The sequence below is a fragment of the Methanoculleus sp. UBA291 genome (genome assembly GCF_002499755.1).
Lineage (GTDB): Archaea > Halobacteriota > Methanomicrobia > Methanomicrobiales > Methanoculleaceae > Methanoculleus > Methanoculleus palmolei.
In genome coordinates this window covers 1-12,275 of record NZ_DANC01000054.1, presented here as the reverse complement: position 1 = coordinate 12,275, position 12,275 = coordinate 1, and the positions used below count along the sequence as shown (strand labels likewise).

General features: G+C 55.7%; 12 protein-coding genes and 2 pseudogenes. 13 read left to right on the top strand and 1 reads right to left on the bottom strand.

Annotation, left to right across the window (positions count from 1 at the left end; translation table 11 throughout):
* Positions 1 to 99: 99 nt before the first annotated feature.
* Positions 100 to 363 carry a helix-turn-helix transcriptional regulator gene (locus tag BP737_RS12860; RefSeq protein WP_342686252.1) on the top strand — a complete coding sequence of 88 codons (264 nt, stop codon included), beginning with the start codon at positions 100 to 102 and terminating at the stop codon, positions 361 to 363.
* Complete coding sequence (locus BP737_RS12855; RefSeq protein ID WP_342686251.1) at positions 353 to 979, top strand: hypothetical protein; 627 nt, start codon at positions 353 to 355, stop codon at positions 977 to 979. Before BP737_RS12860 ends, BP737_RS12855 begins: the two co-directional genes overlap by 11 nt.
* Positions 980 to 983: 4 nt before the next feature.
* Here BP737_RS12855 and BP737_RS12850 read toward each other — a convergent pair whose 3' ends face one another.
* Positions 984 to 1,940, bottom strand: coding sequence for a site-specific DNA-methyltransferase (locus BP737_RS12850; protein ID WP_342686250.1), 957 nt, complete (start codon positions 1,938 to 1,940; stop codon positions 984 to 986).
* Between the two features lie 202 nt (positions 1,941 to 2,142).
* Here BP737_RS12850 and BP737_RS12845 point away from each other — a divergent pair, with 202 nt between their 5' ends.
* The 11 genes and pseudogenes from BP737_RS12845 to BP737_RS12795 all read left to right on the top strand — a co-directional run.
* Positions 2,143 to 2,274: a hypothetical protein gene (locus tag BP737_RS12845; protein ID WP_342686249.1), complete on the top strand. Its 132-nt coding sequence runs from the start codon at positions 2,143 to 2,145 to the stop codon at positions 2,272 to 2,274.
* Positions 2,275 to 2,886: 612 nt separating this feature from the next.
* Complete coding sequence (locus BP737_RS12840; protein ID WP_342686248.1) at positions 2,887 to 3,279, top strand: VOC family protein; 393 nt, start codon at positions 2,887 to 2,889, stop codon at positions 3,277 to 3,279.
* A gap of 170 nt (positions 3,280 to 3,449) precedes the next feature.
* The gene (locus BP737_RS12835) at positions 3,450 to 4,037 is read left to right on the top strand and encodes a class I SAM-dependent methyltransferase (RefSeq protein ID WP_342686247.1); all 588 of its coding nucleotides are present in this window, start codon (positions 3,450 to 3,452) and stop codon (positions 4,035 to 4,037) included.
* Between the two features lie 576 nt (positions 4,038 to 4,613).
* Positions 4,614 to 4,952, top strand: a complete 339-nt coding sequence (locus BP737_RS12830) for a hypothetical protein (protein ID WP_342686246.1) — start codon at positions 4,614 to 4,616, stop codon at positions 4,950 to 4,952.
* A gap of 234 nt (positions 4,953 to 5,186) precedes the next feature.
* A pseudogene (locus BP737_RS12825) lies at positions 5,187 to 5,378 on the top strand (zinc ribbon domain-containing protein); the annotation flags it as partial.
* Positions 5,379 to 5,546: 168 nt separating this feature from the next.
* Positions 5,547 to 6,734 carry a hypothetical protein gene (locus BP737_RS12820; RefSeq protein ID WP_342686245.1) on the top strand — a complete coding sequence of 396 codons (1,188 nt, stop codon included), beginning with the start codon at positions 5,547 to 5,549 and terminating at the stop codon, positions 6,732 to 6,734.
* Entirely contained in the window at positions 6,718 to 8,370 is a 1,653-nt protein-coding gene (locus BP737_RS12815) for an AAA family ATPase (RefSeq protein WP_342686244.1), read from the top strand. The genes BP737_RS12820 and BP737_RS12815 overlap by 17 nt, the downstream gene beginning before the upstream one ends.
* 404 nt (positions 8,371 to 8,774) lie before the next feature.
* Complete coding sequence (locus BP737_RS12810) at positions 8,775 to 10,964, top strand: BMP family ABC transporter substrate-binding protein (protein ID WP_292406643.1); 2,190 nt, start codon at positions 8,775 to 8,777, stop codon at positions 10,962 to 10,964.
* Positions 10,965 to 11,225: 261 nt separating this feature from the next.
* Positions 11,226 to 11,381: a hypothetical protein gene (locus tag BP737_RS12805; protein WP_342686243.1), complete on the top strand. Its 156-nt coding sequence runs from the start codon at positions 11,226 to 11,228 to the stop codon at positions 11,379 to 11,381.
* A gap of 24 nt (positions 11,382 to 11,405) precedes the next feature.
* The gene (locus BP737_RS12800; protein ID WP_292406638.1) at positions 11,406 to 11,720 is read left to right on the top strand and encodes a hypothetical protein; all 315 of its coding nucleotides are present in this window, start codon (positions 11,406 to 11,408) and stop codon (positions 11,718 to 11,720) included.
* 367 nt (positions 11,721 to 12,087) lie between these two features.
* Positions 12,088 to 12,275: pseudogene (locus tag BP737_RS12795) on the top strand (transglutaminase domain-containing protein); the annotation flags it as partial.

Genomic DNA, 12,275 nt, shown 5'->3' with positions numbered 1-12,275 from the left:
GGAAACTTTTAGGATGACTTCATACGAAATCTTCAATTTGTAGACTATCGTCTACGATATCCCTTTGCATTGCTTCGACAAATTTAGATTTGAGATTAAATGAACGAAGAACAAGTATTTGGAATTATAATAAAAGAGATTCGGAGTGAAAGATCTCTTTCTCAGGAGATTTTGGCAAAAAAATCAAATTTAGATCGAACTTACATTAGTCAAATTGAAACAGGAAAAAAAAGCCCGACACTTTCAACCGTTTTTAAAATCGCACACGCTCTTGATGTTCTCCCATCAGAATTGCTATTGAGGGTCGAGGAACGGCTTGGTATTGCCTGTACAATCACAGGGGGTGATTCATGTGCAGATTAAGAAACATGTCACCCTCATTGATTCTGGTGGTTTTTCTGAAACTCCCGAATTTTCAAAAATAATGGATGATATCACTTCATCTATCAAAAAAGTCGTCCATCCGCCAGAATCTGATAAATTTACAATTTATCCGGAATCTGGGAAAAAACGAGGAAAGGGAAATGGTGTAAAGCCGATTAAATTGAATTTTATTTCACATCTTGTTCAAAGAGGTTGGGAGGATGTGCAGAATGAAAAAGGGAAATCCTCCGATAAGAAATCGAAAAGAAGAAATCCGGGTTCTCACGACGCAATTTATAGAATTGGAGATAAATGTTTTGCTGTCGAGTGGGAAACAGGAAATATTTCGTCATCTCATCGAGCGATCAATAAAATGGTATTAGGTATTCTGAAAGGGGAACTGGTCGGAGGTGCTTTAATTCTTCCAACTAGGGAATTATATAGGTATTTGACAGATCGTATTGGAAATTATGAGGAGTTAGAGCCTTACTTTGACCTCTGGCGAGTAACTCCTTGCAGGGATGGTTATTTAGGTATTTTCGCGGTTCAACACGATGATACGAGTTATGATGTTCCAAGAATCCCTAAAAGAACGGATGGCAGAGCATTACAATAAATTTTTATTCCTTCCCTTTCCATTCATCTGGAATTCTAGACCATTTTTCCCTTCCATTCGGGACCAGAATTGGTTTGCCCATTTCTCTCATTTTTAGTTGTCCATTAAAGTATGCTTCAATTCGCTGCTTTGCTATTTGTATATATGAAGTTTCTTTATCAGCCCCAATTACCTTTCTTCCATGTTTAATACCTGCAATCAGTGAAGATCCAACACCGCAGTATGGATCAAGAACCCAGTCGTTTTCGTTTGTTAATGCCAGTACGCATCTTTCTACCAATTCTATGGGATATTGACAAGGATGAATGGTTTTTTCGGGATGAGCCGCCTTTACGTTTGGAAATTCCCAAATTTCGTTATCCCACTCTGATTTAAGAAAACTCCATATGTCAGAAGGGTTCTTTCCCTTGGGATTACAGGAAGGCTTCCCTTTGTTTGGTCCTTTGTAATGCCTTTTACCTGGGTATTTATTTGGAACTCGAACTGGGTCGAGATTAAATTTGTAATCATCTGTTTTTGTAAACCACAATATCGTTTCGTATCTTCCACTAAACCTTCTTGTTTCATTAAGACCATGACTATAATGCCAAATTATGCGATTTCGTAATTTTAGCCCATGTTTCTTGAAGATTGAGTAATATTGAATATCCAAAGGAAAACATTCTCTATCCTTTACGTAATTCCCAACCTGCCAGCAAATACTCCCCTGATCATGAAGAATTCGTACAAGTTCATCGATCACTGTTTCTTGCGTTTCTAAGTATTGCTCTAAACTCTGCGATTTCTCGTATTCTTTCCCTAAGTTATATGGAGGCGAGGTTATTATGAGGGATACCAAGTTTGAGGGGAGAGTTCCGAGAAAACTCAACGAATCCCCCTCATGAAGTACTATCTCGCTTTCGTCTTTATAATTGCTAAGTATCTCTGGAAGCGGGATCAATGTATGCTGTTCTCCGGTCATAGTCACTATCCAATTTTTATCTGTAATTTTAGATTCCAGTTCAAAGAAGGTTACGATTTTTAATAGATTGCTCTACGAGAATAACAGTTCGGAGGGATGTTGGGATTGGGCGGTGTAACTCACCTACCACCTCCCCTGAGTGACGATCTGCACATGGAGTTATATGCTTTTTCTATCTGGTAAATATGGCTACTGGGAGGTAATGAGGAAAATGACTGCTGTCAGGATAATCTTTGTGGCGTCGACAATGTCATTGTTGACGCTGGCAGGGAAGTTCAGGGGGAGAAGCGGCATCAACGTGACGATGGTGACCTTGGCCACGTGGTGGGCGTGACACTCGCCCGGAGAGACCAGTAGTGGGAAAGAGGGGGGAATGCCACCAGAACGGCGGGACAAAGAACCACGTTTTTCAAACCTGTGGAAGAGAGAATCCCTTTCAGAAAACTCACACCAAGCGTGGTAAGGCATGACACCGCGGCCTTCGGTAAATGAGAACGATGTTACAGAAAACTGTCAGTATGAGTAGCTGAAAGGAAGAAATTTAACGCAAGTTTAAATATCGTCGATCGGGTGTTCATTCCGGAACTACGCCGGTGAGGGCGCATTCCAATAATTCTTCTTTGGTAGGAACCTCCTCACCTTTCTCCTGGAGATCCTCAACGTAGATCCCAACTGTCTCCGGTGTCATTGTTATCGCCTCGTCGACGGTATCCCGCCTTCTAGCAGATATCCAAGAAAACGGTGCTCCTTTGTCCAGAGGGGACACCCGATCCTGCGCCTGCTAACGCTGTGCTTTGTCCCTGTCACGATCACCTGACGTTCAAATTCGGGGTCGGCGAGACCATACCACTGCTGGTGCACTAACAGTGTGATCATGAGAACAACGTCATAATTCGGACTAATGAGTTGCCGCAAAATATATATGGTCCTCCTAATATGGACGACTATGAAGATCATACTGACCAATGTATTTGTAGACGATCAAGACAAGGCTCTGAAATTCTACACTGAAGTGTTGGGCTTTGTGAAAAAGAATGATGCTTCTGCCGGAGAGTACAGGTGGCTTACCGTCGTTTCCCCTGACGATCAAAACGGGACCGAGCTTTTGCTTGAGCTGAACAGCAACCCGGTAGCACAGGCATACCAGAAAGGAATATTTGAACAGGGTATCTCTGCCACGTCCTTTGGTGTTGAAGACGTTCATGCGGAATATGAAAAACTAAAAGCACAGGGTGTGAAGTTCACGATGGAGCCGACAAAAGTTATTGGCCAGGTGACCATAGCAGTCTTCGACGACACCTGCGGAAATCTTATTCAAATTCAAACGATGCAAAAATAAGTTATTTCATTGGAGACAGTCATCTCCAGAACTGGCGGAACTCCCCTATTTGCACCAGGTCACCCGTGTGAGGTGTTGTAAACCCGACTCTCGTTTTTGCTCTGATATCCGGTCCCACCTATCTGAATCCCACGGAACCGGTTAAGTCGTCCCCGGATCAACCATAATCTATGGATATCTTCGACTCGGTCTACCGGGGCACACCTCCCTGGGACATCGGCCGGCCCCAGAAGGCGTTCATCGAGCTCGCCCGGGCGGGAGAGATTACCGGCTCCGTCCTGGATGTAGGGTGCGGAACGGGGGAGCATGCCCTCTTTTTTGCAGGGGAAGGGTATGAGGTGATCGGAATCGACACCGCCGCTCTCGCGATCCAAAAGGCAGAGGAGAAGGCTGCTAAAAGAGGGCTTCAGGCGCACTTTCGTGTCCGGAACGCGCTGGACCTCGCCGGGCTCGGCAGGACGTTCGATACCGTCATCGATTCCGGATTCTTCCATACCCTCTCCGACGAAGACCGGCCGGTCTTCGTGAAGAACCTTGCAACCGTTCTCGCGCCCGGCGGGAACTACTTCATGCTCTGCTTCAGCGATCAGGAGCCCGGCGAATACCCTCTTCCGAGGAGGATCGCACAAAGTGAGATCCGGGACTCCTTCCGGGACGGGTGGTCCGTCAACTACATCCGACCGGCGGTCTTCGAAAGTTCCATCCGGGACGAAGGACACCAGGCCTGGCTCGCGTCGATATCAAAACTTCACCCGTGAGAACAAGCATTTGAGACGACAGCCGGGGCCGTGACGGTCGTGGCTGGAGGAGGTAACGCTCAGGATTGAATTCAAGAAAATGGGCCGAGGATTCCCGCGACTTGAGTCGTAGGAGGAATCGGCCCTTCGCATATCACGATACACTTTCACCCCGCACGGCTGTTCTTTATGCCGGAGGAAGTCCAACAGAGAGGTGTATGCAATCGGTGACGAAGTTGCGGTTGTTTGCGTCTCCAGGTGAACGGCAGATGCTGTTCGCCACGATGGAGCGGTACAATGCAGCCTGCAACGCCGCCTCGCCGGTTGCCTTTTCTGAGCGACAGTTCTCTGACCGGGGGCTCCAAGCCCGGTTGTATCGTCATATCCGAGAGTCCTTCGGGCTCTCTGCACAGATGACCATTCTCGCTCTCCGCAAGGTTGCCGGGAGTTACCGGAGCACCAGAGAAGCGATCAAGGAGCAGAACAAGGTGCTCGCTGCCCTCGGCAAACCCCTGAAGGTCCTGACCGAGCTCTCGTTCCAGGAGCACGGGGCCATCTGCTACGATTGGCCGGGTGCTCTCCCTCGGCCGAAACCGGGTGAGCGTCTGGACACTGGACGGCCGGCTCAAACTCCGGTATACCCGACCTCAGTATTTCCCGGCGGTCGCGACCGTCAAGCAGACGGATCTCGTCTACCGGGACGGCGCCTTCTGGCTCTACGCGACCGTGGAGACCCCGGACGTCGAGCCGCCGACCCCCCCGAGTATCTCGGGGGGTGAACATCGCCACCACGAGCGACGGAGCAACCTTCTCCAGCGACGCCACCGAGAAGGTGCGGCAGCGATACGGAAGGCTCCGGGGGTTCCTCCAGAAGACCGGAACCAAGTCGGCCAAGCGGAGATTGCAAAAGATCTCCGGCAGAGAACACCGGTTTAAGACCGATACCAACCACGTCATCAGCAAGAAAATCGTTTGCGCGGCACAAGACACAAAGCGGGGGATTGCTCTCGAAGACCTCACTGGCATTCTCCTGCGGACCCACGGTTACGAAGCCTCAGCGCGAGCGACGCCACAAGTGGGCGTTCCATCAACTCCGATCCTTCATCGAGTACAAGGCTCGCAGGGCAGGAGTCCCGGTGAAGATGATCGACGGGGCGTACGAGCCAGCAGTGCAGTGGCTGCGGGTTCGTCCACCCCGACAACCGCCCGACCCAGGCGGCGTTCCGCTGCCGGGAGTGCGGGCATACCGAGAACGCCGATCTGAATGCAGCCAAGAATATCGCTGCCAGGGCCGTCGTCAACCAGCCTATTGCGGTCCGCTCCCCCGACATCGGGGGAGAGGTGGAATCGCGAAGCCTGTAAAGAGCGTGCTCCCATCTATAGGAGCATGCCCCCGACTGAAGTCGGGGGTAGTTGACTTGGGAACCGAGCTGCATGTCGGGTCCAACCATCATTTCCGGGACATCCCGATACATAACGAATGTGTTATATAACAGATTTGTTATACAACATATTTGTTAGGTGTCGTGAATGTTGCCTGTAGGAAGTCCTGCAACGGGGGACGACTTCATCGACCGCGAGCGTGAAACTGCGTTCATCCTGGATACGATCGAGAAAGACCACGTCATGCTCGTCGCCCCCCGGCGGTTCGGAAAGACTTCGATCATGCGGAACGTCGAGAGGCGGCTGGAGAGCAGACACCGGCCGTGCGTCTTTCTCGAGGTCGAGAGCGTAAACTCGCCGGGGGAGTTCATCACCGATCTCATTACCGCGCTCGTCGAGTGCGAGGGAGCAAGCCGCAAAACCAGGTTCTTCTCCGCTCTCGGGAGGGCGTTTGCCCTGGTGCAGGAGAGCATCGACGAGATAGAGACCCCGGCCTTTCGGGCAAAACTCCGGAGCCGTCTGAGAGCGGAGTTCTCGGATGACTGGCACGAGAAAGCGAAGAAGATCGACGAGATCTTCGGGGAGATCAACGGACCGGTCTGCATCATCCTCGACGAGTTCCCGGTTGCGATACAGAATATGGAGGAAGAGGACGCACGGAAATTCCTGCACTGGTTCCGGCGGCTGCGGCAGGTCTCGCCCGGGGTGCGGTTCATCATCGGAGGCTCGGTCAGCATCGACCACGTGGTCTACCCCGTCGGCGGAACCCCGGTCATAAACGACTTCCGGAGGGTCAACATCGGCGGGTTCGAAGAAAACGTCGCGCTATCAGTCGTCGAACGTGTCTTTCAGGAAGAGGGCTGGGCGTATTCTCCGGCGACCGGAAGAGCCGTTCTCGACTGCGTGGGTGAACCCTGCATCCCCTACTTCCTCATGATCGTCCTCTCCGGCCTGAAAGAAGAGGCGGACGTCTCCGGAGGGACGCCCTCTCCGGCGCTGGTCGACCGGGTCTACAACAAAAGGGTCCTCGGCAGCGAAGGGCGCCACTACTTTGAGCACTATTCACGCCGTCTTCAGATCACCTACTCCGGGCAGGAAGCAAAAGCCGCCCGCGCCATCTTAAGCAGGGTGAGTGCCGCGGGATCTCTGTCTGCGGGCATCGCCTACGAGATCTTCAGGCAGAGCACCGGATCGGGGAGTGAAGACGCATTTCGGGCACTGCTGGCGCAGTTGAATCATGACTTTTATGTCGCCTCGGACACTCCCAGCGAGTTGAGGTTTTACTCGAAGATGCTCCGGGACTGGTGGAGGATATACCATGCCGAGATCAGGTAGTGCAGCCGTTTACCGGTACTTTCCCCGGGCGTTGGACGGAGAAACGCTCCGGTACCTCCTTGTCGGCAGGGAGAACCTCCTCGCAGACCTGCTGGAAGAACTGGATCAGGCGTCCCGGAGCGGAACGCCGCGGTTCTTCCTCCTCATCGGCTCCCACGGCATCGGGAAATCTCACCTGATGAGCCTATTGTACCGCAGGGTAAGCAGTGAACTCTCCGAACGGATCATCCCTGTTCTATTTGCAGAAGAGGAGTATTCGGTATTCAGAGCGTCCGATTTCCTGTTGAGGGTGCTGGAAGAGATGGGGATCGACACCGCGGGTGTCGTTGCACTCAAAGAAGACCCGCTGATCCGCGACGCTGCGGTCGATATGCTCGCTGCATCCTCCGGGGATAGAGAGATCGCGATATTCGTTGACAACATCCACGAACTCTTCGGCCAGATGGATAGGCGCGAGATCCGGGCGCTGCGGTCGATATTCCAGCGGACCGAGATCTTTTCGGTGGTGGCGTCGGCACCGTCGGTCTTTCCCGGGGTGTCGGACCACGACGAGCCCTTCTACAACTTCTTTCGGATTTTCCACCTCCGGGAACTCGAACCCGATGAGGCGAAGGGACTCATGAAGAGGGTCGCACAGCTCGACGGCAACACCGCCTTCGTCGAAAACTTCGGGGATTACGAACCCGGGATCGAGGGGCTGCTGCCTCTCCTCGGCGGCAACCCGCGGTTGATCGTCCAGTTGTACGAGACCGCTTCGAGGGTCGGGACCGGCGATGCGGGGTCTCTTTTCTTCAGGATGATGGATGAGCATACTCCCTGCTACCGTGAGGTCTTCCGGAGACTCCCCGGACAGCGGCGGGTCATCTTCGATACGGTCCTCAGCGCGGACACCCCCCTTACGCCGAAAGACATCGCAGGACGCGCCCGGCTGAACCTGACGACGGTGAACGCACAGCTCCGGAGGCTGGAGGCGGACGGCTACGTCGTCTCTCATCCAATGGGGAGGCGGACCATGTATGAAGTCCGGGATCGCCTCTTCTGGCTGTGGCGGGCGATGCGCAGATCGGCCGGCCGCCAGCGCGTCGTTGCCTTTATCGAATTTCTGGAAGCCTGGCATGAGCGACCGGCGGACGTCATGGAAGGCGGAGCCCTGCAGGACCCGTCGGCCTCGTATATCGACGGGAAGCCAAACGACGCGCTGACGGCGATTGAGACGGCGGCGGGGCAACCGGACGGCCCGGACCAGGCAGCACGGTTCATGCAGTTCTCACTCAATCTCGCACGAGAGGAGCTCCGGAAGGGGAACGCGGCAAATGGTCTGCACCTGATAGACCTGGCGTATACGCACACGGACCGCCCGGACCCGGGTAAGGTGAAAAAGACGACAGTCGGTTTCCTGAAGAAGCTCATCGAAGAGAAGCAGATCCCTCTGATCAAAAGCGCCGTTCACGAGATCATCGCGTCCGGGGGCGCCGAATTTGAACGGTTCTTGAAGCCGGTCACGGACGCCGTAGAGATTGTCGAGGCGAACGACACGAGATTGTATTACACGAAGCTGCAGCGGGAAGAGAGAGCGGTCGTTGCCGGGATCGTTTTGACGATCACGGGGTCGGAGGAACTGCTGCCGGGACTCTAACCTTTCGACTGTTTCGAATCTTCGCCTCCAGAGTATTCGGGTCCAGTGTTATCCCCGGTGCCTCCTGGATCGGAAACTCTGACCGGTTTGTCGACGGGTTGTTCACTGCCCCGGCTCTTCCGAAGACCAACGGGTAAGATAATGTCCCTCTCGAACGGCATCCCGGGCAGCATGAGGATGCCGTTACCCACGTCGACGGATTGGATTTCCAGGAGGCCCAACAGGAGGCTTCGGGTGCCGGCTCGCGGCCTGTCTTCTCGGTCACGGACGTGAGTTATTCCCCTGGGGCTCCGATTTCGCTCTATCGGGCGCCGAACGCCCAACAAAAATATATTTTTAACCGTCGCCGGAATATAATGATTGGTTACCGATTGCAACTCCTGACATCCAGATGAGGATTTATCATGACCGCACGACCGCCATGCTCAGGAACCAATCTTCTTTTGGTTCTCACGCTCGCCTGTATCGTCACGCTGGGGACCTGCTTTGCGGGATGCACCGCTAACGCCGATCCCGGTCCCGTCCGGATCGGTGTCCTGCTGCCTGCGAACGGATCGCTTGCCATGCATTCGCTGGACGGGATTGACTGGGTGGTGGATTCGATGAACCGACAGGGCGGCGTCGGCGGCCGCATGATCGAACTTGTGTACCGGGACACGAGCGTCGGCAACATCTCCGGGCATGCAGAAGAACTGGCCGGGCGTGACGACGTCGATGTCGTCATCGGCCCCGCGACGAGCGCGGAACTCACGCAGATCGCCCCCATCGTCACAGGAAAGGGCAAGCTCCTCATCTCCCCGAGCGTCACTTCGGGAATCGTCACGGCCGAGTATAAAGAGAACGGTCTCGTCTGGAGGACATGTCCCACCGACGGACGGCAGCTGGAGGCAATCTTCCGGATCCTTCGGGAGGACGGCGTCGAGAACGTCTCCCTCGTCACCGCGAACACAACCTACGGGGAGACGTTTGCACGGCTTGCCCCGGCAGCGGCCACGATGAACGGTATCCGGATCGCCGGAGCGGTATCCGTCGACGCGCCGGACAACTTCACGGAGATAGCCGCACGGATCGTCGAAGAAGAGCCCGGGATGGTCGTCGCCGTCGTGTACCCCGAAGAGGCGGTCGAGCTTTCCGATGCCCTCGCTGCAGCGGGTTCCTCCGCGGGCCTCTTCCTGACCGATGCCGGTCGGTCGCCGTATGTCCTGGAGAACCAGGGCGAACGCGCGGAGGGCATCCGGGGCACGTCGCTCTCCCCCGACCCCTCGACCGGCTACTCAATCGCCTATGAGGAGGTCTTCGGCGAGGCGCCCCCGCCGTTTGCCGCACAGACCTACGACGCCCTCCTTCTCGCCGTCTATACCGCGGCGCGGCAGGAGGCCGCTCCGGCCGAACCGCTCGACGCCTCCCTTCGGTGGGTCGTCTCCGGCGACGGCACCGTCAAAGGCTGGGACCCCCAGGAGGCGGGTGAAGCCGTGGCGATGATCCGTGCCGGGGAGCACCCGGCCGTCACCGGCGCCTCGGGCCCGCTCCGGTTCTCCGGGCAGTCCTCCGCAGGCCCGCTCGCCGGGTACTACACCTGCTGGGCGGTCGAAGGCGGGACGTTCTGCGAGAGCACCCCGGTCCCTTCGGCGGATGTAACTCCCGCCCTCCCCGGCCTCTCCTACGACCCGGCCGCCGGTACGGAAGACCGCCCGGTGGTCTGGATGGTCTACCCGCAGGTGAAGGGCGACCGGTCGTTCGCGGACTCTGCGTACCGGGGTCTCTTCCGGGCGCAGGAGTCGTGCTCGTTCACGAAGAGAGAGTGCTCGTACGACGATCTCGATCTCCTCAACGGCGTATTCTCGGCGCGGAACTTCACCGAGAAGCCCGACCTCGTGATCACCGAAGGGTTCGAGTTCACCGACGCCTCCCGGGCGTGGGCGGAGGCGAACCCCGACATCCGGTTCTTCACCCTAGAACAGGCGGACTATGGTCTCCCGAACGCATGCGACGTTGTAATGGTCCCTTACGGGGCGTCCTACCTCGCGGGCGTGATGGCGGCGAACATCACCGAAACGGGCAGGATCGGCGCGATTGCCGGGGCGCCGGTCTCCGTCATCGACCCGTTCTCCAGGGGATTCACCGAGGGGGCGGAGGCGTACGACCCATCCGTGAACGTCACGGTGCGTTATGTCGACGAGAGTTTTGAGGGGTTCGGCATGCCCGAGCGTGCGGGTGAACTCGCCCGGGAGCTCCGTAGCGAAGGCGTCGACGTCATCCTGATGATCGCCGGTTCGTCGAACACCGGGATCGTGGATGCCGCGCGGGAGACCGGGAACGTCTACCTCATCGGCGAGGACACCGACCAGTCTTACCTCGCCCCAAACCTCGTCGTCGCGTCGGTGGTGAAGGAGATCGATACGATCGTCTACCATGCGGTGGAGAACGAGATCATGGAGCGGTTCACCCCGGGACAGGAGGTCTGGACGCTTGAGAACGGCGGCACGGGGCTTTTCATCTCGCCGCGGTTCGATGAGTATGAGTGGGTCGTCGCCGACTGGCAGGACCGCGCAATCGCCGCGGAGAAGAATTACCTGAAGACGACGGAGCTGTAAATTCCTTCGGCGCTTCACTTTTTTCTGCAACCGGCGTGCTGGTCCGGATGGGCTCTGGTGAAGGCAGGAAGGTCGTATCGACAGGACGTCTACCTTCTGTCCTTGCACCCCTATCGCGCTCAACCGTTGGTAGAGTACCGGGACTTTAAATCAGGCGGGGAAGAGCAACCTTTTTCGCTGTCGTGAACAGGGCGATGAAACCGGGTTCTCTCCAGCGGGAAGAGTGATGTTACATTTTCGCTTCGGAACGTGCGGAACCGTATGTTCCCGGAGGAGACGCTGTTCTCCGTCGTCCTGGACTTCTTTACGATATGGATGCGGGGGGCGGCGGTCACCACGTCAGGAAGCGTGAAGGGGATCTTCTCGCAGGTCCGCCGGAATTTTGAGAGTATGAATCCATCGTTCCGGAAAAGATAACTCTCCGCGCGACGAGAACGTATCATGGAACGCACCACATCCGGGCCGGGCCGGTGCACTGCGGGAGCGCCGGACAGGGCGGCAAGAACGGACCGGCTGGCTCTCCTTGAGGAGATCGCCGTGTTCACCCGCAAATATGGGGATATCCTTGCCCGGTATCACCACTATACGATGGACGACCTCAAGCAGATCGAAGGGGAGTGCTGGAGGCTGCACGATGAAGCATGCAGCAGGGGAGCCTGCGGGAGTGCCGGGGAACTCGTCGAACTGGAGTACCTCATCGGTCGGGCGAAGGAGATGATAGCGAAGAGAATGGAGGAGGAGCGATCGCCGGGGTGATCCGGACCTCTGCCCGTCCAGTCGAGCAGGAGAAGAAACCCCGGTCCATCGATGACATGGACCGCATCGAGGCGGACGATGAGTTCGTAGAGTTGGATGCTGATGTTTTAAGTGTCGATTGACCGCAATGCCTGTGATGATAGCCAGAGCTCCTGGTGAATCGTCACGGAAAGATGGCGCGAGGAAAACTGCAAAAATGCTCTCGTCGGTTGGAACGGTCCCCTGCCTGCCGTTGTACAGGGCCCCCTGATTTGCAGACCCTGAGGCGTTATCCTGCACGGCAGAGACCGATAAATTTCCAGCATTCCCTGGAATGGCGCCTTTTTAAACAGAAACGTTTTTCAGTAATCCGCACGGCCCTTCGTCTATGGACTCTCATGCAGTTACCGCTCTTCTGGTTGCAGCCGCCCTTCTTCTCATCTTTGCGGCAGGATGCACCACCACGTCCGAGAAAAAGACAGAGGTCGATGCGACCGCCCTCTCTTCAGCCGACGAGACGTATACCCGGGGACTGGCCGAGTATGCAGACGCCAACTACCGGACCGCCGAAGAACG

Bases quoted from the DNA above. Each gene is read 5' to 3' on its own strand.
- BP737_RS12805 (WP_342686243.1), top strand. From the start codon at position 11,226: ATGTTCCCGGAGGAGACGCTGTTCTCCGTCGTCCTGGACTTCTTTACG.
- BP737_RS12820 (WP_342686245.1), top strand. From the start codon at position 5,547: ATGTTGCCTGTAGGAAGTCCTGCAACGGGGGACGACTTCATCGACCGC.
- BP737_RS12850 (WP_342686250.1), bottom strand. From the start codon at position 1,940: ATGACCGGAGAACAGCATACATTGATCCCGCTTCCAGAGATACTTAGC.
- BP737_RS12860 (WP_342686252.1), top strand. From the start codon at position 100: ATGAACGAAGAACAAGTATTTGGAATTATAATAAAAGAGATTCGGAGT.
- BP737_RS12810 (WP_292406643.1), top strand. From the start codon at position 8,775: ATGACCGCACGACCGCCATGCTCAGGAACCAATCTTCTTTTGGTTCTC.
- BP737_RS12815 (WP_342686244.1), top strand. From the start codon at position 6,718: ATGCCGAGATCAGGTAGTGCAGCCGTTTACCGGTACTTTCCCCGGGCG.
- BP737_RS12835 (WP_342686247.1), top strand. From the start codon at position 3,450: ATGGATATCTTCGACTCGGTCTACCGGGGCACACCTCCCTGGGACATC.
- BP737_RS12800 (WP_292406638.1), top strand. From the start codon at position 11,406: ATGGAACGCACCACATCCGGGCCGGGCCGGTGCACTGCGGGAGCGCCG.
- BP737_RS12845 (WP_342686249.1), top strand. From the start codon at position 2,143: ATGAGGAAAATGACTGCTGTCAGGATAATCTTTGTGGCGTCGACAATG.
- BP737_RS12840 (WP_342686248.1), top strand. From the start codon at position 2,887: ATGAAGATCATACTGACCAATGTATTTGTAGACGATCAAGACAAGGCT.